Origin of the sequence: Rubricoccus marinus (assembly GCF_002257665.1) — a bacterium.
Classification (GTDB): Bacteria; Bacteroidota; Rhodothermia; order Rhodothermales; family Rubricoccaceae; genus Rubricoccus; species Rubricoccus marinus.
The window spans coordinates 1,376,197-1,396,843 of the sequence record NZ_MQWB01000001.1; the positions used below are offsets into that span (position 1 = coordinate 1,376,197).

Annotated in this window: 24 protein-coding genes and 1 other RNA gene; 12 read left to right on the forward strand and 13 right to left on the reverse strand. The window is 68.4% G+C overall.

Translation table 11 applies throughout. The features are described from left to right. Positions 1 to 244: 244 nt before the first annotated feature. Together ssrA and BSZ36_RS05640 are read right to left on the reverse strand one after the other, a co-directional pair. Positions 245 to 620: a transfer-messenger RNA gene (gene ssrA, locus BSZ36_RS05635) on the reverse strand. A 90-nt stretch (positions 621 to 710) separates the two neighbouring features. Then, on the reverse strand, positions 711 to 1,205 hold the full coding sequence (locus BSZ36_RS05640) for a hypothetical protein (RefSeq protein ID WP_094546843.1): 495 nt from the start codon (positions 1,203 to 1,205) through the stop codon (positions 711 to 713). Positions 1,206 to 1,898: 693 nt separating this feature from the next. Between BSZ36_RS05640 and BSZ36_RS05645 the strand changes: the two genes are divergently transcribed. From BSZ36_RS05645 to udk, 3 genes are read left to right on the forward strand one after another with little or no spacing between them, the layout of a single operon-like run. After that, positions 1,899 to 2,255 (forward strand): YtxH domain-containing protein, encoded by a 357-nt coding sequence (locus tag BSZ36_RS05645; protein WP_094546845.1) that lies wholly within the window; start codon positions 1,899 to 1,901, stop codon positions 2,253 to 2,255. Positions 2,256 to 2,261: 6 nt separating this feature from the next. After that, on the forward strand, positions 2,262 to 3,176 hold the full coding sequence (locus tag BSZ36_RS05650; RefSeq protein ID WP_094546847.1) for a YaaA family protein: 915 nt from the start codon (positions 2,262 to 2,264) through the stop codon (positions 3,174 to 3,176). Between the two features lie 53 nt (positions 3,177 to 3,229). Then, a complete protein-coding gene (udk, locus tag BSZ36_RS05655; protein WP_094546849.1) occupies positions 3,230 to 3,850 on the forward strand; it encodes a uridine kinase in 621 nt (206 codons plus the stop codon). Here the strand turns inward: udk and BSZ36_RS05660 are convergent. The 3 genes from BSZ36_RS05660 to BSZ36_RS05670 are packed head-to-tail and all read right to left on the reverse strand — an operon-like array spanning position 3,847 to position 6,013. Further along, a complete protein-coding gene (locus BSZ36_RS05660) occupies positions 3,847 to 4,638 on the reverse strand; it encodes a type III pantothenate kinase (protein WP_094546851.1) in 792 nt (263 codons plus the stop codon). The genes udk and BSZ36_RS05660 overlap by 4 nt on opposite strands. Then, positions 4,635 to 5,432: a biotin--[acetyl-CoA-carboxylase] ligase gene (locus BSZ36_RS05665; protein ID WP_094546853.1), complete on the reverse strand. Its 798-nt coding sequence runs from the start codon at positions 5,430 to 5,432 to the stop codon at positions 4,635 to 4,637. The genes BSZ36_RS05660 and BSZ36_RS05665 overlap by 4 nt, the downstream gene beginning before the upstream one ends. Then, positions 5,429 to 6,013 (reverse strand): hypothetical protein, encoded by a 585-nt coding sequence (locus BSZ36_RS05670; RefSeq protein WP_094546855.1) that lies wholly within the window; start codon positions 6,011 to 6,013, stop codon positions 5,429 to 5,431. The genes BSZ36_RS05665 and BSZ36_RS05670 overlap by 4 nt, the downstream gene beginning before the upstream one ends. Before the next feature lie 70 nt (positions 6,014 to 6,083). On the opposite strand from BSZ36_RS05670, the gene BSZ36_RS05675 reads away from it, so the two are divergent. Next, positions 6,084 to 6,923, forward strand: coding sequence for an inositol monophosphatase family protein (locus BSZ36_RS05675; protein ID WP_094546857.1), 840 nt, complete (start codon positions 6,084 to 6,086; stop codon positions 6,921 to 6,923). 73 nt (positions 6,924 to 6,996) lie between these two features. Next, positions 6,997 to 7,416, forward strand: coding sequence for a response regulator (locus BSZ36_RS05680; RefSeq protein ID WP_179271038.1), 420 nt, complete (start codon positions 6,997 to 6,999; stop codon positions 7,414 to 7,416). A gap of 53 nt (positions 7,417 to 7,469) precedes the next feature. Here the strand turns inward: BSZ36_RS05680 and BSZ36_RS19280 are convergent, their stop codons facing one another. After that, on the reverse strand, positions 7,470 to 7,628 hold the full coding sequence (locus BSZ36_RS19280) for a DUF5989 family protein (protein ID WP_179271039.1): 159 nt from the start codon (positions 7,626 to 7,628) through the stop codon (positions 7,470 to 7,472). 103 nt (positions 7,629 to 7,731) lie between these two features. Here BSZ36_RS19280 and BSZ36_RS05685 point away from each other — a divergent pair, with 103 nt between their 5' ends. The 3 genes from BSZ36_RS05685 to rpiA all read left to right on the forward strand — a co-directional run bounded on the left by BSZ36_RS05685 (position 7,732) and on the right by rpiA (position 11,119). Then, entirely contained in the window at positions 7,732 to 8,961 is a 1,230-nt protein-coding gene (locus BSZ36_RS05685) for an ABC transporter permease (protein WP_218827574.1), read from the forward strand. A gap of 108 nt (positions 8,962 to 9,069) precedes the next feature. Next, the gene (locus tag BSZ36_RS05690) at positions 9,070 to 10,296 is read left to right on the forward strand and encodes an ABC transporter permease (RefSeq protein ID WP_094546861.1); all 1,227 of its coding nucleotides are present in this window, start codon (positions 9,070 to 9,072) and stop codon (positions 10,294 to 10,296) included. 79 nt (positions 10,297 to 10,375) lie between these two features. After that, positions 10,376 to 11,119 (forward strand): ribose-5-phosphate isomerase RpiA, encoded by a 744-nt coding sequence (gene rpiA, locus BSZ36_RS05695; protein WP_094546863.1) that lies wholly within the window; start codon positions 10,376 to 10,378, stop codon positions 11,117 to 11,119. 164 nt (positions 11,120 to 11,283) lie between these two features. Here the strand turns inward: rpiA and BSZ36_RS19990 are convergent, their stop codons facing one another. The 6 genes from BSZ36_RS19990 to folD all read right to left on the reverse strand — a co-directional run bounded on the left by BSZ36_RS19990 (position 11,284) and on the right by folD (position 16,858). Continuing rightward, positions 11,284 to 11,997, reverse strand: coding sequence for an energy transducer TonB (locus BSZ36_RS19990; protein ID WP_094546865.1), 714 nt, complete (start codon positions 11,995 to 11,997; stop codon positions 11,284 to 11,286). 228 nt (positions 11,998 to 12,225) lie between these two features. Next, entirely contained in the window at positions 12,226 to 12,930 is a 705-nt protein-coding gene (locus tag BSZ36_RS05705; protein ID WP_094546867.1) for an energy transducer TonB, read from the reverse strand. 42 nt (positions 12,931 to 12,972) lie between these two features. Next, positions 12,973 to 13,326, reverse strand: coding sequence for a VanZ family protein (locus BSZ36_RS05710; RefSeq protein ID WP_094546869.1), 354 nt, complete (start codon positions 13,324 to 13,326; stop codon positions 12,973 to 12,975). Beyond that, positions 13,323 to 14,858, reverse strand: coding sequence for an NAD(P)H-hydrate dehydratase (locus BSZ36_RS05715; RefSeq protein WP_094546871.1), 1,536 nt, complete (start codon positions 14,856 to 14,858; stop codon positions 13,323 to 13,325). The genes BSZ36_RS05710 and BSZ36_RS05715 overlap by 4 nt, the downstream gene beginning before the upstream one ends. A gap of 87 nt (positions 14,859 to 14,945) precedes the next feature. Next, positions 14,946 to 15,992, reverse strand: coding sequence for a mechanosensitive ion channel family protein (locus BSZ36_RS05720; protein WP_094546873.1), 1,047 nt, complete (start codon positions 15,990 to 15,992; stop codon positions 14,946 to 14,948). Further along, a complete protein-coding gene (folD, locus tag BSZ36_RS05725) occupies positions 15,989 to 16,858 on the reverse strand; it encodes a bifunctional methylenetetrahydrofolate dehydrogenase/methenyltetrahydrofolate cyclohydrolase FolD (RefSeq protein ID WP_094546875.1) in 870 nt (289 codons plus the stop codon). Before folD ends, BSZ36_RS05720 begins: the two co-directional genes overlap by 4 nt. A 195-nt stretch (positions 16,859 to 17,053) precedes the next feature. On the opposite strand from folD, the gene asd reads away from it, so the two are divergent. From asd to BSZ36_RS05745, 4 genes are read left to right on the forward strand one after another with little or no spacing between them, the layout of a single operon-like run. Next, the gene (asd, locus tag BSZ36_RS05730; protein ID WP_094546877.1) at positions 17,054 to 18,100 is read left to right on the forward strand and encodes an aspartate-semialdehyde dehydrogenase; all 1,047 of its coding nucleotides are present in this window, start codon (positions 17,054 to 17,056) and stop codon (positions 18,098 to 18,100) included. After that, on the forward strand, positions 18,097 to 18,624 hold the full coding sequence (locus BSZ36_RS05735) for a GNAT family N-acetyltransferase (protein WP_094546879.1): 528 nt from the start codon (positions 18,097 to 18,099) through the stop codon (positions 18,622 to 18,624). Before asd ends, BSZ36_RS05735 begins: the two co-directional genes overlap by 4 nt. A 32-nt stretch (positions 18,625 to 18,656) precedes the next feature. Next, positions 18,657 to 18,893 (forward strand): hypothetical protein, encoded by a 237-nt coding sequence (locus tag BSZ36_RS05740; RefSeq protein ID WP_094546881.1) that lies wholly within the window; start codon positions 18,657 to 18,659, stop codon positions 18,891 to 18,893. Beyond that, positions 18,890 to 19,156 (forward strand): Txe/YoeB family addiction module toxin, encoded by a 267-nt coding sequence (locus BSZ36_RS05745; RefSeq protein WP_094546883.1) that lies wholly within the window; start codon positions 18,890 to 18,892, stop codon positions 19,154 to 19,156. The genes BSZ36_RS05740 and BSZ36_RS05745 overlap by 4 nt, the downstream gene beginning before the upstream one ends. Positions 19,157 to 19,485: 329 nt before the next feature. Here the strand turns inward: BSZ36_RS05745 and aroB are convergent, their stop codons facing one another. Next, positions 19,486 to 20,619 (reverse strand): 3-dehydroquinate synthase, encoded by a 1,134-nt coding sequence (gene aroB, locus BSZ36_RS05750; RefSeq protein ID WP_094546885.1) that lies wholly within the window; start codon positions 20,617 to 20,619, stop codon positions 19,486 to 19,488. Between the last annotated feature and the right edge of the window lie 28 nt (positions 20,620 to 20,647).

A 20,647-nucleotide genomic window follows, 5' to 3' on the forward strand; every position in this document is an offset into this window, starting at 1 on the left:
CGCGCCTCGCAGAAGCCCTGAGGCTCCTCACGCTGAGGTAGACACCAGAACCCGACGGGCATAACAGGCGATCGCCTGAAACGGAAGGGTCAGGAAAACCCTTAGGCCTCTGGCTGTGAGATGTCCGACGGACTACCAGTCGGGGGCCGAGGCGAAGCGCCTGTTTTCGAAGGTTGCGCCGCGATGAACCACAAACGGAAACGGCCCCGTAGCAAGGACAGGTGTCCGAGCGACGAGGCCGTTACAGTGGAGATGCTGGGATTCGAACCCAGGTCCGAGCGAGCCGCCAGTCCAGGCGTCTACAATGCGTAGTCAGCTGTTCTAAGTCTTAGCTCTCCGAGATGGAGCCGCTGACGAGCGTCTCCGAAAGCGCAGGCTGATTGTCCTTTGCGCTTCGGTCCAGCCGGAACCTCCGCGCGCATCCTATCTAAGTATGGTGCCTCTACCCGGGCCGATAGGCAAATCCGGGCGGAGACAGCTAGCGGGTTTGGTTATGCCGCGAGCGAGTAAGAGTAGTCGTTTGCAACTATTCTAGTTCTCGATGAGGGTCACGGGGGTATCGAGAACCCCCCGGCATGCAGCCTGCCGACCTGCTCACCCGTCGAAACCATGTCATCCCCAGTATGGAAAAGAGCGGACCGAGCGCCAGAGGCGTGCTCCGTCTTACACAACCTACAACGCGGGGGGCGTTGCGGTGTTGCGTGCCCCGCTTAGTCCGTCGCCTCTTCATCGCGCTCGCGGGGCGCATCAAGGGCTACGAGGCCGCGGTTAGCGAGCGCAGCCGTCACATCGTCGAGCGCACGATTGCGCAGACCACGCGTGAGGTAGGGCAACTTGGATCGGCTGCCGAATACGTTCCGGCGCACGGCGTGAACGTACACCCGCACGAACCGGCCGTTGAGAGGCGCAAGGTCCAGCGACGCTTCCACTGTAGAGAACACTCCCGTTTCGATTCGCCGCACGTCGGTCGAAATCACGTTCCCCGCGTCGGGCGGTACGACGGCCCAGCCGGCTTCGCGCAGTGCCGCTACCAACTCCTCTTCCAGCGCGGCGTCGCCAGAGGCTAGGGGCAAAGCCTCTGTTTGAGCCGAGGCCGTAGCGGTCGGCTGGGCCTCTGGCGAGATCCGGTAGTCCCGGTAGGTGGGCGCGAGCGAGGGGGCGCACCCGGTGGCGATAAACGCGAGCGCGAAAACGAAACGGAGCACAACGGTTCCTGGAGGTCTCCAACATGCTAGCCGCACGAACCACCTTCGCGCAGGGCCAAAAAAAGAGCCGGGCGGACACGCTCACCCAAACGTGTCCGCCCGACGATGCGCGGGCCGAAGCCCTGATTGCGCATGTGTCGCTCGAGCAACATCAGGAGTTGTTCACCCTCCTGCGCTGCTCCCGGCTAGCAGGCAACCGCCGTGCCAGAAAGCCTCTGGCGGCTGACGGTAGGGCTGAGGAGACATGTCTGCCCACGACCGTGGACACCGCTGTCCTGCGCTGTCCTGTCACGTGTACGCTACTGCCCACGCGCCATTCTGACGCTGTCCCTCAGGGCGCGTCTAGGGCGCGGTCGCATGAAGGCAGGGGGTAGAACAGGCATGGTGTTGGAATTCTGGCGCCAGAGGCCCTAGATTTGCACGGCTAGGCTCGATACTCCACCCAACCCCTCTTTATATGCCCTGCGGAAAAAAGCGCAAGCGCCACAAGATCGCGACGCACAAGCGCAAGAAGCGGCTTCGTAAGAACCGCCACAAGAAGAAGAACCGCTAGTCCGGCTTCGGCCGGGCGGTTCGCCCGTCGAGAGGCCGCGTCCCCAGGGATGCGGCCTTTCCTCGTTTCGGGATCTCGCTGAGGGCCCGTCGGGCCCCGACGTTCTATCTTCGCACTCCCTCTCTCACCCGCCTTTCGCCATGAGCACCCGTAGCCGAACCGTCCGTTCGACCACTCTGGGCTTCCTCGTCGGCGGCGCGTCTGGGTTCGCCCTGGGCTTGCTGCTCGCGCCCGATGAAGGACGCCAACTCCGCCGCCGCGTTGCCTACCTCCTCGACCGGTGGGCCGCCGATCTCTCCGGCCTGCTCGACCGCCTGGAGACCTCTGACGGAGAATCCAGCGCCGCTCGTGAACGGGCCGACGCCCTGGTTGCCGACGCCCGCGAGCAAGCCGCACGTCTTCTCGACGAAGCCGATGCGCTGATCGCCGACGCGCGCTCGCGCCGCCCCGCATCCGACCGTCCCGCCGACTCTGGCGCCGCCACAACCACCCCCTAGCTTTACGTGAGGTTTTCCATCCTCCTTCCTGCTTCCGAGGGGAAGCAGACCGGCGGCAATCCATTGGCCCCGGACATGTTCGACTACCGCTCGTCGAACACCTTCAATTACTTCAACGAGTTCAACGCGGAGCGTCGAGCACTGATCGACGCGCTCCAGAAGCAGGTCAAGGCCGGCGAAGCTGACGAGTTGGAGACGCTCTTCGGCGTCAAGGGGGACACGCTGCAGCAGGCCGTTGACGTGACGGGGGAGCTCTACCGGAGCCCCCTGATTGCTGCCATCGACCGGTACAACCCGGGCGTCATGTACGCCGCGATGCAATTCCCCGAGCTTCCGACCGGGGCTCAGCGGCGATTGTTGGAGAACGGCGTCATTTTCTCCGGCCTCTTTGGCCTCTTGCGCCCGGACGACCTGATCCCGAACTACCGGCTCAAGATGGACGCGTCCGTCAACGAGATCGGAAAGGTCTCGTCGTATTGGAAGCCGCTGATCTCGAAGCGGCTGAACGAGCTCTTGGAGGGGCAAGTCGTATGGAATCTGCTTCCCGGCGCGCACGCGGCGGCGTGGGATGACGAGGAGACCTACGCCCGGATGTTCCACGTCAAGTTCTACCGCGAAGACGAGAGCGGGGAGCGCAAGGCGGTCTCGCACGGCCTGAAGGAGCTTCGGGGCGCCTTGGTACACCACATCGTGATCGAGTTGCCTGAGACCATCGAGGACATCGATGAGTGGGAGGCTCCGGACGGTTTCGAGGTCGACTTCGGCAACTCGGAGATCGACGAGGAGACCGGAGGTGGGACCATCGTGATGGTCTCCAGCCCGGGCTGGGAAGAGCGCCGCGCCGCCCGCCGCAAGGCCCGCCGCGAGGCGGAGGCTGAAGCCGCAGCGGCCAAAAAGGCCCGCGAGGAAGACGACGATTAGGCCCGCCAGAGGCTCAACCCACCGGGCCTCTTGCGCCCCGATTCGAACCCATCATGTCTGTCGTCATCGGCATCGCCGGAGGCTCCGGCTCCGGTAAAACCACCGTGCAGAAGCGCGTGCTGGAGGCCTTCGGGCCCCGCCGCATCGCGCTTCTGGACCACGACGCGTACTACCGCGACTTGGAGCACCTCGCGCCAGAGGAGCGCGGCCGCTTCAACTTCGACCACCCGGACGCGCTCGAAACGGAGCTCATGGTGGCTCACCTCGACCAGCTCCTAGCGGGCGAGGCCGTCGAGAAGCCGACGTACGACTTCACGAACCACAGCCGCCGAAAGGAAACGGAGCGGGTTGACCCGATGCCGGTCGTCGTCGTGGAAGGGATCCTCGTGCTTGCCGAAAAGGAGCTTCGGGAGCGGATGGACATCAAGCTGTACGTGGACGCACCCGACGACGTGCGGCTCATGCGGCGGATCGAGCGCGACTTGCACGAGCGCGGGCGGTCCATCGACTCCGTGCTCGGGCAGTATCGCCGAACGGTTCGGCCGATGCACCTGGAGTTCGTCGAGCCGTCCAAGCGCCACGCCGACGTCATCATTCCCCGCGGAGGTCAGAACCGCGTGGCGATCGACATGGTGCTCGCGCGGGTGCAGACGCTTCTTGCGGCCGACAGCTAGGCCTCTGGCGCCGAATCGTACCGCCCCATCTCGCCAGAGGCTAACAGTCGGATTCCGTCCAAGACGAGGTTCGGCGCGACGTGGTCCACCATGTCTAGCCGCTTGGCGATCCAGCCGCCCCAGCCGCCGCTGGCGACGATGAGCGGTGGGGCGGAGAGCTCGGCTGCGGCCCGGCGCAAGAGGGCCGCCATGCCGTCCAACACGAGCGCGGTCAGGCCGGACTGGATCGCCTCTGACGTGCTTCGCCCGATGGCATGCTCGGGGCGCTCCCACTCGACCTCGGGCAACTGCGCGGTGCCTCTGGCGAGCGAGCGGCGGAGCGTGTGCGGGCCGGGCAGGATGGCACCTCCCAGGTAGACGGGTCCGTCCGCGAGGAGATCGACCGCGTCTAGAGTGATGGCTGTCCCGGCGTCGAACGAGAGGACAGGGCGACGCGCAGGTTGTCCGTATAAAAGCCACGCGGCAGCGGCGGCGGCGATGCGGTCGTTGCCGAGCGTGTGGGGCGTGCGGTACCCCATCGCGAACGGAAGGGGGCTGCTGGCGCGGACGACGAACGGATCGCGCCCGGTAACCTCGGCGAGTGCCGGGACCAGCCGCGCTTCCAGATTAGGGACCACAGAGCACACGCCGCTGGCGCGAGCGCCCAGCTTCGCGAGGCGGGGTCCCCAGGCATCCGCCGGCGCTTCCAGGCTGGAAGGATAGGAGGCAGCTTCGCGCCACTGCCCATCGGCGTAGCGCGCGACTTTGACGCTGCTGTTTCCGATGTCGATGGCGAGGAAATCGCTCATGGCAGAACGGTCGTCTCGCCCGCGTGAACGTCTACGATCTCGCCAGAGGCTTCGAGGCGGAGCGCACCGCTGGGGCTGAGGCCGAGCGCGGTGCCGATCAAGGGCGCGCGGTCCGTCCCGGGAAACCCGACCTGTAGCGTGTTGCCGAGCGCGGGAATCTGGGCTTCCGCCGCATGCACGATGGCCTCTGGCGAGAGCGCGAAGCGGCGTTCGAGCGCAAGCAGGAGGTCGGCGAGGATCTGGCTCCGGTCGAGATCGGCGCCAGAGGTGAGCGCGAGCGACGTGGCGCGTGCGGCCAACTCGGGTGGGAACGTGCGCCGGTTTACGTTGACGCCAATTCCGAGCAGGACGGTCGGGCTCTGGCTTCCAGAGCCGCACGTTCGCCAGCGGGTCTCGCCCAGCACGCCGGCCACCTTCTGTCCTTCAAGGAGCACGTCGTTGGGCCATTTGAGCGCGACGCCAGAGGCGAGACGCGCGTTGGCTCCTGAGATCGCGTCGCATACCGCGAGGGCCGCCGCCAGAGGCACGAGGCCGAGGTGCTCAGGGCGGAGCTTGGGACGCAGCACGAGTGAGAGCGCGAGGTCGCGGCCGGGTTCGTCCGCCCAGACACGTCCGAGGCGACCGCGGCCTTCGCTCTGGTGGTCCGCGGTAACGAGTGCGCCCGTCGGAGCGCCCGCGTCGGCCCACTCGGCGGCAGCCGACTGCGTACTCCCGACTGTGGCGTGGTGCCGGTGGGCGCGCCCCAGGCGAACCGTCTGCAGCCGCCCGCGGAGCGCGAGGTCAAGCGGCGTCATTGCGCGCGTTGCCACTGCACCGTCGAGACCCTCGCGTCGCTGAGCGGCACGTCGGTCCGCGCGTCGATGCGGGCTGAGCCCGGCACCAAACCTCTGGCGCCGGAGGCGAGCTCGGCGCGGAGCTGGCTGGTCTCGTCGAAAAGGGCAGACGCCATCTCGCGCTGCACCACGACCGCCAGGAGTTCGCCGGCCTCTGGCGAGACCGCGGCGCGGACGTAGCGGATGGGTTGCGTCCGGCGGCTGTCCGCGACAAAGCGGGCCTCTACCAAGCGCGCGGCCTGGCCCGCCACGAGGGTGTCCCCAATCACGCGGGTCGTGTACTGATCTCGCGCGGAGGCGTCCAGGTACGGGGGCTCGTCGGAGAGGAACGCGGGGAGCGGGTTGTGGACGGAGTCCAGAACCGTCTGCAAGCCACCGACGCGTTGCGTGAACGCCCCCTCGGATGCCTTCCAGGCATCGTCCCAGGCATCGCCGGAGACGAAGGCGAGAAGGCGGTCGGCCTCGGCGTCCCGCTCGGGGACGACGGAAGGCGCGTCGGCGCACGCCGAAAGGACGAGGATCAGGAGGGGGAGGAAGCGCATGGGCGGTAAGATCGCGCTCTGAGAACCCGCCCGCTGAGGCGCGGTTCACGGCGCGTCCCCTTCTCCTGACATGCCGCTCTCCGCCGAACTCTCCGTCGCCCGCGAGGCCGCGCTCGACGCCGCGTCGCTGATCCGCGCCCGCTCCGCTGGATTCGACCGCCGCGACGCCCGCACCAAGACCACGCACGACCTCGTCACTGATGTGGACGAAGCCGCTCAGCGCGTCATCCTCGAACGCCTCCGTGGCGCGTTCCCGGAAGACGCCATCCTCGCCGAAGAGGGCGGGCGGGACGGCGCGCGGCCTCTGGCGTCGGGCCGCCGCTGGATCGTGGACCCGCTCGACGGCACGACCAACTTCGCGCACGGCGTCCCACCGTATGCCGTCTCCATCGCGCTGGAAGACGCCGGCGAGATCGTTGTCGGCGTCGTGGCCGAGGTGACCTCTGGCGAGACGTTCTGCGCCACCCGCGGCGGGGGGCTCACCGTAGATGGCACGCCCGCCAGCGTTTCCCACACGGAGATCCTGGACGAGGCGCTTATCGCCACCGGCTTTCCGTTTCGGGACTACTCCTACGCCAGAGGCTACCTCGAAACGTTCGAGACCATGATCCACGCCACCCGAGGACTCCGCCGCCATGGCTCGGCGGCGATGGACCTCGCGTGGACAGCCGCCGGCCGCTTCGATGGGTTTTTCGAGGCGGGGCTCGCGCCCTGGGACGTGGCCGCTGGCGTGCTGCTCGTGCGCGAGGGTGGGGGGACCGTCACCGGGATTGATGGAGCGTCGCACCCTGTCTTCTCGGGGGGGCTCGTGGCGGCGCCGCCGGCGTTGCACCCCGCCATCGTGGACGCGTGCCGGCCTCTGGCAGGCGCGTACGCCTCGCGCTCGGAAACAACTGGTGAACGGGGTTAAGCGCGGCCGCAGAGCGGCGATACCCTTAGCCCCCACCACAGCCCGTGACCTCGTGTTCGCCGCCCCCTCGCCGGTGCCAGCTCCTCCTACGCCCTCAGACCGTCTGCCGCTGATCCTGGTCGCGGACGACGTCCCGGAAAACCGCCAGCTGTTCACGCTCTACCTCCGTGGCAGCTTTGAGGTCGTCACGGCATCCACGGCGGAAGAAGCGCTCGAGGTGCTCCGCCAGAGGCCCTTTGAAGCGGCTCTGCTGGACATCAACTACGGCGGGGGGATGGACGGCTTCGACGCCATCCGTGCGATCCGCGCCGACTCTCAGCTCGCCTACCTGCCCGCCGCCGCGCTCACGGCGCACGTCGCGCCAGAGGACCGGGACCAGTGCCTCGCGGCCGGCTTCGACGCGTTCCTGGCCAAGCCCGTACGCCGCGCCGAGATGAAAGAGGCGCTCGCGTCCCTGCTGGCGCTGCGCACGTCAGCGTCGAAGGCGGCCTGACGGTTGTTCGCCAGAGGCGGATCGCACAGAGAGAGACGCCTCTGGCGTAGCGCCTAGAACAGCGCGTAGATGAACGGCGCGAGGGCGGAGCCCTGGACGGCCACGATCATCAGCCCGAGAAGGAGCAGCACGACCACGATTGGCGCGAGCCAGAACTTCTTGCGCTGACGGAGGAAAAGCCAGAACTCGCTGAGGACGCGGACTTTCGACATGCGGACGTGCGGCGGGGGGTGACGAAACTAGCGCCGCCTCGGCCGTAACCTCTGTGCACCTCTGGCGTAGCCGGGGCCGTCCCCCTCGTTTACCCTCCGATCCGTGCCCTCAGCGGCTACCGAGTTCTCCGAAGGCGCCCGCATCGCCGTCAGCGCCCTGCTGGCTAGCAAGATGCGCGCGCTGTTGACCACGCTCGGCATCATCATCGGCATCGTGTCCGTGACGGCTACGCTCACGGTCATCAACGGGATCGAAGGGGAGTTCGACCGCTCGATGGCGCTCATCGGGGACGACGCGCTGTTCGTGGAGCAGCGGCCGTGGTTCTTCTCGTTCGACGACTGGTGGAAGTACCGCCAGAGGCCCGAAATCCCGAGCGAGCTGGCGGGTTACTTGCAACAGCGCTCGGACTATGCCGAGGCGGTCGCGCCCATCACGGGAGTGGCGGGAACGCTCCGCCGCGGTCGCGACGAGATCGGGGGGATCGGCGTGGAGGCCAGCACGCCCAACTACGTCGACACCGGCGGCTCAGACCTCGCAGAGGGCCGGTTCTTTACCGATGTAGAGGCCCGAGCGGGCCGGCCTGTGGCCGTGATCGGCTCAGACGTGGTGGAGGCTCTGTTCCCGGCAGAGGATCCCGTCGGAAAGGACATCCGCATCAACGGCAAGCGGTTCGAGGTGATCGGCACGCTGGAGGAGCGCGGCAACTTTATGGGCCTCGCCTCCGCAGACGCCAGAGCGGTGATCCCGCTGGAGACCTATACGCGGCTGTTCGACTCCGACCCCAGCATCTCCATCAAGGTGAAGGTGGAGGACATGTCGCAACTAGAAGCCGCTGAGGAGGAGCTGGGTGGCCTCGTGCGCCTGTTCCGCGGCCTGGACCCGTTGGAAGACGACGACTTCTCGATCAACCGACAGGAGCAGTTCCGCCAGCTGTTCCAAACGCTGCGCGTGACCACCTACGGCGTCGGGCTGTTCCTCACCGCGCTCTCGCTCCTCGTCGGCGGAATCGGCGTGATGAACATCATGTTCGTGAGCGTGAAAGAGCGCACGCGCGAGATCGGCGTTCGCAAAGCGCTGGGGGCGACGCGGCGGGCCGTACTCATCCAGTTCCTGGTGGAGGCCGTCGTGATCTGCCTCGTCGGTGGCGCAATCGGCGTGGCGCTTGCGGGGCTTCTGGCGCTGGGCATCAACCAAGTGTTTACCGCCCAACTCACTCTCGGGACGGTGTTCGTGGCCTTCGCCATCTGCGCTCTCGTGGGCCTCACGTTCGGCCTCGCGCCAGCGTGGCAGGCTGCAAAGGCTCGCCCCGTTGAGGCGCTACGCTATGAGTAGCCGCGGCCCCCTGCCTCCGGCGCCAGAGGCGCCTCTCTCTCCCGTGCAGAAAGCGGGGCGTTCGCCAGAGGCCTCTGGCGGGTGGCACCCCACGTCGAACCCGGCAGCATGACCGCCCCTCGCGACATCGTCCGCATGTCTCTCGGAGCCCTCCGAGGCAACGGCCTCCGCTCCGTCCTGACCGTGCTCGGCATCACGGTGGGCGTGTTCTCCGTGATCGCGTCCGTCACCGCCGTAGCGGTGCTGGAGGGCGTGCTGTTGGACAACCTCGTCTCGATGGGCTCGCAGACGATCACCGTTTCCCGCCTGCCCAGCAACCGGCAACCGACCGAGGAGGAGTTCAGACGTCCGCAGATCTCGATCGAGGTCGCGGAGCGCCTCGTGGGCCGATCGGCGCTGGCCTCGTCCGTGAGCCCCTCGGTGCAGACCGGCGGACGGCAGATCCGAGGTGGTGGGGAGGAAACGGACCCCAACGTGCTTCTGATCGGAGCCGACGAGTCCTATGCGGCCAACAACGGCCTGGAAGTGACGCAGGGCCGCTTCCTCAACACCGACGATGTCCAGGCCAGCCGGTCGGTGGCCATTATCGGGACGAGCGTTGAGGACGAGTTGTTCGCCGGGCGCGAAGCACTGGGCAAGGAAGTCCGCATCGACGGGCGGCGTTTTACAGTCGTGGGCGTGTTGGGCGAGGAGAGCGGAGGCTTCGGCATGTTTGACGTCAACAACCAGGTCATCCTCCCGATTACGCGCGCCATCCCGGCGTTTGGCCTTGGCAACCGAGACGTGCAGATCGACATCCGCGCGCCGAAGCCGGAACTTGTCGCCGCCACGAGGGACGAAGCCATCGGCCTCTTGCGCGCGATCCGCGGCCTCCCGCCAGAGGCGGACAACGACTTCGACGTCGTCGCAAGCGACGGGCTCGCTGAAGGGCTCAAAGGGTTCTCGCGAGCGCTCGCGTTGGGCGGCGCGGGAGTGGGGCTGATCGCGCTGTTGGCGGCAGGCGTCGGCGTGATGAACATCATGCTGGTAAGCGTGGCCGAGCGCACGCGCGAGATCGGCGTGCGGAAGTCGCTGGGAGCCACGCGCAAAGACGTACTCGTTCAGTTCCTGCTCGAAGCCGTGGCGCTATGCCAGCTCGGCGGCCTCGTGGGCATCGGGCTTGGCCTCGTGGTCGGAAACGTGCTCGCGGCGGTGTTCAAAAGTGCGCCGGCGTTCCCGATCGGCTGGGCCGTCGCTGCGATCGCGGGCGTGACCGTCGTGGCGCTGACGTTCGGCGTGTACCCCGCCGTAAAGGCCTCGCGGCTACGCCCGGTCGAGGCGCTCCGGTTCGAATAACTCCTCACGACTTGCACGGCCTCTGGCGCCAGAGGCCCGAGCGCGGCGGCTAGCTTGAGGCTCACCTCTGCCAAGTCCTGTGGACAACGCCAAGACTGACGCAAACGCCGCCAAACGAGCTGCTGGCGAGGCCGCCGCGGCCCTCGTCGAGTCCGGAATGCGGCTCGGACTCGGGACCGGGTCCACGACGGCGTACGCGATTGAGGCGCTCGGACGCCGGGTCCGCGAAGAAGGGCTGGACATCGCGGGCGTCCCCACGTCGTTCGCCGCCGAGCGCCTCGCGCGCCAGCACGGCGTACCACTTCTAAGTCTGGACGATCTCGGTCTGGACACGATCGCGCCAGAGGCCCACGCGCTGGACCTCGCGATGGACGGTGCGGACGAGGTGAGTCCCTCTTTTGATCTCACGAAGGGGCGTGGCGCGGCCCAGGTGCGCGAAAAGGTCGTCGCCGCGCTTGCGGCCCGCTTCGTCGTCCTGATCGACCCGTCGAAGGACGTGGACCGGCTGGGTTCGCGGATGCCGATCCCAGTTGAGGTCCTGCCGATGGCAGAGCCCGCCGTGAGCCGCTCGCTCCGCGGTCTGGGCGCCGAGCCCACGCTCCGCATGGGCCAGAGCAAGGACGGACCCGTGGTGACGGATCAGGGGCTCTGGGTCCTCGACGCGCACTTCGCCGACGGCATCGCCGACCCCGAGCCTCTGGCGACGGCAATCGACGGCCTTCCAGGCGTGCTCGGCCACGGGCTGTTTATCGGCATGACGAGCGATGTCCTGGTCGGGCTCCCCGATGGCAGCGTGGAGCACCGGACGCGAGAGGAGGCGTAGCGGACTGCCCTCGCGGGTTCACTGGACAACGCCACAAGCGAGCCCCATTCGCCGACGTTGGCCTCTGGCGCCAGAGGTTGACGCGCGTGGAGCCGAGTCCCCAAACGCAACGCCGCCCCGGCGACGAGGTGTCACCGGGGCGGCAGATCAAACGCGGTCAGGCTCTAGCGGAGCTTGAAGTCGACCGGGAGGGTGAAGCGGACCTTCACCGGGCGGCCGCGCTGCATGCCCGGCTTGAATGTGGACTCCTGGACGGCCTTGACGGCTTCGTCGCAGAGGAGCTGGTTCGGACAGCGGACGGCGGTGGCCTGGGAGACCATGCCGCGCTCGTCGACGACGAACTGCACGAACACCTTGCCCTCGACGCCGGCACGGCGGGCCATCTCGGGGTAGGTCACCCGTCTCTGGAGGCCTTCGAGGCCACCGATGAGCTCAGGCTTCTGCTCCACGACCTCGAAGATCTCTGGCTCCTGGGGCTCGGGCTCCGGCGGAGGCGGCGGGGGTGCCGGCTCGTTGGACGGTGGTGGCGGCGGGGGGGCTGGCGGTGCTGGGGGCGCCGTCGGGGCGTTGACGGGCGCGTCGAAGTCGAGCTCGATCTCGTCGATGATCTCGTCCTCGATCACCGCGTCGTCCGGAACCTCCTCTGGTGGGGGCGGTGCGGGCGGCGGCGGCGGGGGAGGCTCGACGATCTTCGTCTGCTCGATGTCCTCGATCTCGATGATCTCCTGCTCGTCGGCCATGACGTCCACCTCTTCGCCGCCGGAGAGCGGGACGGTGAACGCGCCGAGAAGCAACAGGAGCGCGGCAACGGCGCCGATCTGAACGTACAGCGGGTACTTCGACTTCAGGTCGGCTTCAGGTGTTTTGCGTAGAGCCATGTTGGGGAGGGAACGGCCGGAGGGGGCGGCGGGCGCCGGTCTGCCAATGTAGGCACGGTGAACGGTGGCGTCACGCCCGCGCTGGGATTCAACGGAGACCGGGGCATCGCCCGTGTGTAGTGTGGACCGCCAGAGGCCAAAGAAGTTGCTCGCGCCTCTGGCGATCTCCCGAAAAACGCCCTGACAGCCTCTAGGCACGGGGTTCGCGCCAGAGGCTTTTCGCGGTCACTAGCGCAAAACGAATCGGATCGGGAGCGTGAAGCGGACTTTTACCGCCTGCCCGCGCTGCGTGCCGGGCTCGAATGTGCTTTCGAGAACGGCCTGGAGGGCCGCTTGCGAGAGCGCGTCGTTGGACGAGCGCAGCACCTCGGGGTCCACCACGCGGCCTTGCTCGTCCACCACGAACCGCACGATAACGGTGCCGCTGGCGCCGACGCGCTTCGCGACCTCGGGGTAGACCACGCGGCGCTGCAAGCCTTCGAGCCCGCCGATCAAGACCGGCTGGTTTTCGATGGGCAGGAAGTCGTGGACGATGTCCTCGCCGTAGGCCTCTGGCGGAGTTGGAGGAGGGGCCGGCTGCGTCTTCGGCGGAGCCGGGGGCGCCAGAGGCGGAGCGGGTGGGCCGGATGGGACGCTAGTATCGTCGAAGGTGAAATCGATCGCCTCGACCGTCTCGTTGAGGATCTCCGCGTCGTTCTCCACCTCGACCGGCGGCGGTGCCGCGGGTGGCGGCTGAGGTGGCGGCGGCGTGAGGTCGCTCTGTGGGATGTCCATCGCCACGAACGGGTCCGGCGGCGTTTCTACGATCGGAGCCGGAGGCTCTGGCGGCGTGGGGACGCTAAACGCTGCGAGCGTGAGGAGCAGCGCGAACACGGCGCCGATCTGAACGTGGAGGCGGTAGTCGCGGCGGAGCGCAGCGGGTTGGGCAGGCATCGGAGCAGGGGGAAAGTGCTCCGGGGAGACCGCCAGAGGCCCCTAACGTTGCTCCCGCCGTTCGAGCATCGCGCGGTGAAACGTCCGCGCGACGTAAAGCGAGAGGCCGACGCCGATCATGTCCGCGAGTGCATCCAGCGGGTCCGCGTACCGGCCGATAAATGGGAGCGACTGCCACAGCTCCGTCCCGATTGCGAGAGCCAGCCCGCTCCAGAGCACCGTTCGTGGCTTGGCGCCTGCCCACGTCCACGCCAGACCAAAGCCGAGAAAGGCGACGATGTGGTACAGCTTGTCCTCCGAAAAGAGGTTAAAGCTGGGGATCGTGTGGCCGGGGACCGAGCAGGCCGCGATGATGATGAGCGTCCAGAGTAGGGCGAGGGCGATGCGGACGTTCACAGCAGGTCACTGGCGAGCATGGAGCCCGGGCGGCCCCGGAACGAAACGGCGGCGCGGTAGCCGAGGTGTAGCGCCGCGAGCGCCGCGTCCTCTGGCGCGAGCCCCTGCGCCATAAGTCCGACCGCCGTACCCGCGAGGACATCGCCGGTCCCGGCCGTAGCCAGCGCCGGGTGCCCTGGCGGTCCAATTGCGACGGCGCCGCCAGAGGCCTCTGGTGAGGCGACGACGCTCGGCATCCCCTTAAGGAGCAAGACGGAATTCCACCGGCTCGCGAGGTCGCGAACGGTCGCGATGCGGTCCTCTGGCGTAAATGCGTGATCGCCGAGCAGGCGGCGAAGTTCTCCGAGGTGCGGCGTGAGCAAGACGCGGCCGCCTGATCGTTCAGCGAGAGTGTCGATGTGAATGGCCAGAGCTGTCAGCCCGTCCGCGTCGATAACGGATGGGCCGTAATCGCTACCGACCAAGGCTCTGGCCATCCGCTGTGTTGGTTCCTCATCCCCCAATCCACAGCCGATAAGGACGGCGTTGGCGGATTCCAACCGGTCGCGTATCGGTTCGAGAGCAGCGAAAGCGAGACCGCCAGAGGCCGTCTCGGGCTGCGCCGCCACCATAACCTCGACGTTGTGCGCGTCGACGGTCAGGCGGGCGCTTTCGGGCGTGCACGCGATGACGGCGCCAGCCCCGGCGCGGTACGCGGCGCGCGTCGCGAGAACGGCCGCGCCGGTGTAGCGACGGCTGCCCACAACGCAGACCGCTGTCCCCGCCGAATACTTGTGCGCGTCCGAGGCGCGCTGCGGCAACACGGCCTCCAGCCAGTCCGGCCCCGCCGTCCACGCGTCGGCGTGCTCGCGCAAGAGGCGGTCGGGAATGCCGATCTCCGCCACAGTCACCGCACCGGCCAATCGCGGCCCGTCGCCCAGCAGGAGGCCTGCCTTGAGCGCGCCCATCGCGACGGTTGCGTCGGCGTGTATAGTGCCCTCTGGCGCCTCGCCCGTGTCGGCGTTGAGCCCCGAGGGGAGGTCCACGGCCAGAACCGTGGCGCGGGGACTCTGGCGGTTGGCCCAGGCCGCGAGCGTCGCGACGGGCTCGCGCAGGTCGCCACTCACGCCGATGCCGAGCAGCGCGTCGACGATCACGCCAGAGGCGCGGCCCAGGTCGGCATCTGGCGCGAGGAGCGTAAGGCGGTCGGAATCGGCGGCGAGGCGTTCGAGCAGCGCGAGGTTTGCGGCCGTGTCGTCCGAACTGTCGTCGCGAGAGGCCAGCGTGACCACGCGGACGCTCCAGCCTCTGGCGTGGAGCACCCGGGCGATGACCAGGCCGTCGCCGCCGTTGTTGCCCTTTCCAGCCAGGACCGTTGCCTCAGGTGCGTCGCCAGAGGCGAGCAGGCGCTCCGCCTCGTCTGCGCAGGCGCGTCCGGCGGTCTCCATGAGCACACGGCCGGGCACGTCCCAGTCCGCCATCGCGCGGCGGTCGGCTTCGCGCATCGTGTCGGCGCCGAGGACGGGGAGGAGGAGGTCGGGTCGCGCGAACATGGAGAGCGCCTCTGGCGCCAGAGGCGGATGGAGACGGGTGTAAGCGCGAGGGCCCCTCGGGTTGCGGCCGCGTTCGCCCTGCCGCTTCTAGGCGTCGCCGCCGGGGGCTTGCAGGAGGCGCGTGTTCTCGAACGCCTTGGCCTCGTCGATAAACAGCTGGAGGTGCGGGAACGGGATCTCGATGTTGGCGGACTTGAGCGCCTCGAAGATCCTCTCGCGGTACTCGAAGCCGACCGGCACTTCGAGCTTGGAGTCCTTGAGGAAGACGCGGAGCTCCATGTCCACGCTGGAATCGTTGAGAGCGGTGACGACCACCTGCGGCTCGTAGTCCGGGTGCAACCGGTTGTCGTCGGCGACGAGCCCGAGGACGACGCTGCGCGCCTCGGCCGGGCTCTCCTTGTACGCGATCCCGAACGGGACGACGACGCGTAGCGCGCGGTGCATGGAGTGGTTGAGGATCTTCTCCTCGATCACCTTCGCATTGGGAAGGATCGCGATCTGGTTGTTGAGCGTGCGCACGCGCGTGCTCCGCAGCGTGATCTCCTCCACGGTCCCGAAGGTCTCCTGCAGTTCGATGTTGTCGCCCACGCGGAAGGGCCGGTCGATCAGGATCGTGACGCCAGCAATGAGGTTTTGCACCGTGTCCTGCGCCGCGAAGCCCAGCGCGAGGCCCGCGATGCCGAGGCCCGCGATAAATCCCGTTACGGGCAGTCCGAGCTTTTCCGCGACGGTCACGGCCGCGATTGCCACGATCACGAACCGGACGGCGCGCATGATGAGCTGCTCCACCCCCACGTCGATGTGGTGGCTGCGGCCAAGCGTGCGGTTGAGGATGCCCCTGACGACCCGGAGCACCACCCAGAACGCGATGGCGATCAGGATGGCCGGCACGAGGTGCTGGATGCCGAACGTCCACAGCGCGTTGATCACGCGCTCGGCCGCCTCACTCACGTCGCCAGAGGCCAACGCGGAGCCGGCGTCCCTGAACCCTCCCACGACGTCCCCGATGCTGGAGGTGTCCACGTCGGTCGAGTCCACCGCAAGGCTGTCCAGGAGGCCTTTGGCGGAGTCAGCGGAGGCCGAGTCCACGCGAGCGAGGACGGTATCGGCGAGGGCGCCAGAGGCCTGCATCATGCCGTGCGGCGCTGCGCGGCCGTAAGCGTGTTGGCGAGCAGCATGGCGATCGTCATCGGCCCGACGCCGCCGGGGACGGGCGTGATGGCGGCGGCCTTCTCGCGCACGGCCTCAAAGTCCACGTCGCCCACGAGCCGGTAGCCGCGCTCGCGCGTGAGGTCCTCCACGCGGTTGATGCCCACGTCGATCACCGTCGCGCCTTCGCGCACCATGTCGGCGGTGACGAACTCGGCGCGGCCGATCGCGGCGACGAGGATATCGGCCTGCCGCGTGATCTCGGCGAGGTTGCGCGTGCGGCTGTGGCAGACCGTGACGGTGCAGTCCAGCCCGCGGCGGAGCAGCAGACTCGCCATCGGCTTGCCCACGATGTTGCTCCGCCCGACGACGACGGCGTGCGCGCCAGAAGTTTCGACGTTGCTCCGCTTGAGCATCTCCACGATGCCCGCCGGCGTGCACGGCTCCAGCGTGTCGTCGCCCAGGACGAGCTTGCCGACGTTTTCCGGGTGGAAGCCGTCCACGTCCTTGGCCGGGTCCAGTGCGCGGATGATCGCGCCCTCGTCGATGTGATCCGGGAGGGGAAGCTGGACGAGGATGCCGTCTACGTTGGGCGCCTCGTTCAACTCGGCGAGCAGCGCGAGCATCGCGCTCTGGCTCATGTCGGCCGGCTTCAGCAGCGTCTCCGCATCGATCCCGACTTCCTCAGCCGCGCGCTTCTTGGCTCGCACGTAGGACTGCGAGGCGGGGTTGTCTCCCAACAGCACGACGCGCAGGACGGGCACGCGGCCGCGCCTCTGGCGGAAGGTTTCGACGCCAGAGGCGACCTCAGCGCGGACCTCGGCGGCGATGGCGGTTCCGTCGATCAGCATGCAAGCGGGCGCAGGTGAGCCGGAAGCTACGGGGGCGCGAGGCGGCGGAACGGCGAATGCAGAATGCAAAAGCGAGCGCAGGGAGCCATCGGCATCACGGCACCTACTGCGCGTCTGCGGCCCAGATTTCACTGCGCCTCTGGCGCCAGGGGCCGTCGCCAGAGGCATCTTCACGCGTTCCCACCTCATTACGTTATGATCCGCGTCGGCATACTGGGCGCCACGGGCGCCGTCGGTCAGACCTTTGTCCGCCTTCTGGACGGCCACCCCACCTTCGAGGTCGTCGCCCTCGGCGCGTCCGAGCGGAGCGCGGGCAAACCGTACCGCGAGGCCTGCAACTGGACGCAGGACCAGCCGATGCCAGACTGGGCCTCTGGCGAGATCGTGACGGCGTGCGCGCCAGAGGCGATGGACGTGGACCTCGTGTTTTCCGGCCTCGACGCGGGCGTGGCGGGCGAGATCGAGAAGGCCTTCGCGGGCGCCGGCGTCGCCGTGGTCTCCAACGCGCGGAATCACCGCATGGACGCCGACGTGCCGCTGCTCATCCCGGAGATCAACCCCGACCACCTCGCGCTCGTGGAGCGACAGACGTGGCCAGAGGGCGGCATGATCGTCACCAACCCGAACTGCTCAACGGTCGGGCTCGTGATGGCGCTCGCGCCGCTGCACGAGGCGTTCGGCGTCGAGGCCGTGCACGTGGTCACGTTGCAGGCGCTCTCGGGCGCGGGCTATCCCGGCGTGCCGTCGCTGGACATCCTGGGCAACGTGGTCCCGTACATCGGCGGCGAGGAGGCCAAGATGGCGAGCGAGCCGCTCAAGATCCTCGGCGGGCTCTCGGCCTCTGGCGTCGAGCCCGCCGAGATGACCATCTCGGCGCAGTGCACGCGCGTACCGGTCATCGACGGCCACACCGAGTGCGTCTCCGTACGCCTGGCAGGCGCCCCGAGCGCCGCCGAGGTCGAGCAGGTTCTCCGCGAGTGGCGGTCGCCTCTTGCGGGCCGCGGCCTGCACACGGCGCCAGAGGCCGCGATCCAGATCGTGGACGGAACCGGGCCGCAGCCGCGGCGCCACGCCAGCGCCGGAAACGGCATGACCGTCAGCATCGGGCAGATCCAGGACTGCCCGGTTTTGGGCGTCAAGTTCGTCGTGCTCAGCCATAACACCGTGCGCGGAGCCGCTGGCGGCGCGCTGCTCAACGCCGAGCTGATGGTGGAGCGGGGCCTGGTGCGCCAGAGGCCGTGACCGAGGAGATCCGGATCCGCCGCGCGGGCCGTGAGGACCGCGTGGCGGCGCTCGGTCTCTGGCGCCAGCTTCAGACCGATCACGAGGAGCAGGACCCGCGATACCGCATCGCGCCCGACGCCGAGGCGCGCTGGGCGACAGACTACCGCACGTGGACGCGCGCGCACACCAGCCGCGTGTGGGTGGCCGAGGCAACCACGTCGCCAGAGGCCTCTGGCGAGCTGGTGGGGCTACTCACCGCGCACCTCGCGGACCCGGCGCCGATGTACCGGGGCGTGCCGTTCGTCTTCGTAGGCGACTTGGTAACGGCGCGAGGATGGCGGGGGCACGGCATCGGCGCACGGCTCGTCGAGACGGCGCGGGCGTGGGGGCGCGAGCTGGGCGCAGGCGAGCTTCGGGCAGGTGTGCTGGCCACCAACCCGTCCGGCCGCCGATTCTGGGAGCGAGAGGGCGCGTCGGATTTTTCGATTACCGTCGTGATGCCGCTTGATTCGGACGCCTCTGGCGCCGATACCCAGCGGTGACGTAGGCCGGGGCGCCGCGTCCCCCCGAGTCCATGTCCGACCGCACCGTGCAGTACGTCTCGACGGAGAGTGGCGAGGTCACGTCCGTGCTCGTCCCCATCGAGCTCTGGCGCGAGATCGGGATCAAGCTCGCGACGAGTCCGCCCAAGCCCAGCCACCCGCTGTTGCTCGGCGCGATGCGCGAGCGCCTCCTGAAATCGCGCAAGCGCGCCGGCGGCGTTCCTCTGGACGACGTCCTGCGCCAGTTCGGCATCGACCGGGACGCATGAGACTCGTCCGCCTCGACCCCGACGCCGTCCGCGACCTCGCGTGGTGGAAAGGCCGCCACCCGCAGAGCGTCCACAAAGTCGTGGACCTTATCGACTCTATTCAGCACCGCCCGTTCGACGGGCCCGGCAACCCTGAGCCGCTGATCGGCCAGCTCAAAGGCCTCTGGTCCCGTCGTATTGACGACACCCACTGGCTCGTCTACGACGTCACCGCCGACGGCATCCGCGTGCTCGCCTGCCGCTACAAGTTGGATGAGGGATGAGGGATGAGGGATGAGGGATGAGGGATGAGGGATGAGGAGGGGCGCCGGCCGATTTGTTCCGCCAGAGGCCCCGTTCGCCATCCGCATCCCACGCTCGCCTCTGGCGCCGCGTCCGTTCGCCCGTAGGGGCGCGTCGCACGCGCCCGACTCTCAGGATGCCACCTGGTCCCGCCAGAGGCCTCTGGCGCTCGAGCCGCCCTCACCCTGTCCCTCTCCCGAGGGGAGAGGGGACCTCACCAGTGGTGCCCAGGAATCCTCTGGCGCCAGAGGCGAGCGCGGGACAGCTTCACCCAGTACCCAGTACCCAGTACGCAGTACCCAGTACCCGCCTAGCCTCCCGCGCCGACGCGGCGCGCGTACGCCCACGCCGCCTCCACCATCTCCACCGGCACGCCATCGGCCACGCGGCCTGCGCCGATGTCGTCCAGCACGATAAAGCGGAGGCCCGCCGCCGCCCGCTTCTTGTCGGACTGCATCGCGACCATGAGCTCGGGCGTCTCCAGCCCGTCCAGCGTGGTGCGGATGCGGAGGTCCCGGACCAGCGCGTCAGCCTCGGCGAACGGCGCCGGGAGGTCCGCCTCTGGCGCCAGAGGCGAGCCGGCTTTGAGCGATGCCGAGAGGTGCAGCGCGGCGCGCATGCCGAGCGCGACCGCCTCGCCGTGCAGGATTCGCCCGTAGCCCGCCACCTTCTCGATGGCGTGACCGAACGTGTGGCCGAAGTTGAGAAGCGCCCGCCGCCCGGCCTCGCGCTCATCGCCGCTCACGATGGTGGCTTTGACCGCCGCCGCGTCGCGCAGGAGTTCTGGCGCGATGGGGTCCCGCAGGCCCATCAACGATCCCAGGTCGCGCTGCAGCCGCGTCGCCAGAGGCCGGTCGGCGACGAGCCCGTGCTTGATGATCTCTGCGCACCCGGCGCGCACTTCGGAGCGGAACAGCGTTCGCAAGAGGCCCCAGTCGCTCACGACGAGCCGCGGCGGGTAGAACGCCCCGATCAGGTTTTTGCCGACCCCGTGGTTAATGCCCGTCTTGCCACCCAGCGCGCTGTCCACCTGCGCCACCACCGTTGTCGGGATCTGCACGAGCGGGAGGCCGCGGAGCAGCGTTGCCGCCGCGAACCCCGCGAGGTCCCCCACGACGCCGCCGCCGAGCGCGAAGACCGGCGTCTGGCGCGTGATCCCCACGCCCAGCGCCCAGTCCATGACCAAGCTGTACGTGTCCATCGACTTCGACGCCTCGCCGGGCGCGACCACGAGCGGCCGCGGCTTCCAGCTTCTGGCGCCGAACGCCTCCATCAACTCGCCCAAGTGGAGATCCGCGACGTGCTCGTCCGTGACGACAAGCGCCGGTCCAGGGTCCAGGCCGGCGCGCTCCGCCAGCTCAGGCACCTTCGCCAGAGGCTCGAAGCGGACGGCGTAGGCGGTGCCGCCGGCGGTAGGGATGCGGAGAGGGCGGAGGTCAGGCATGCCTCAAGCTACCGGCACGCGCCCCCAG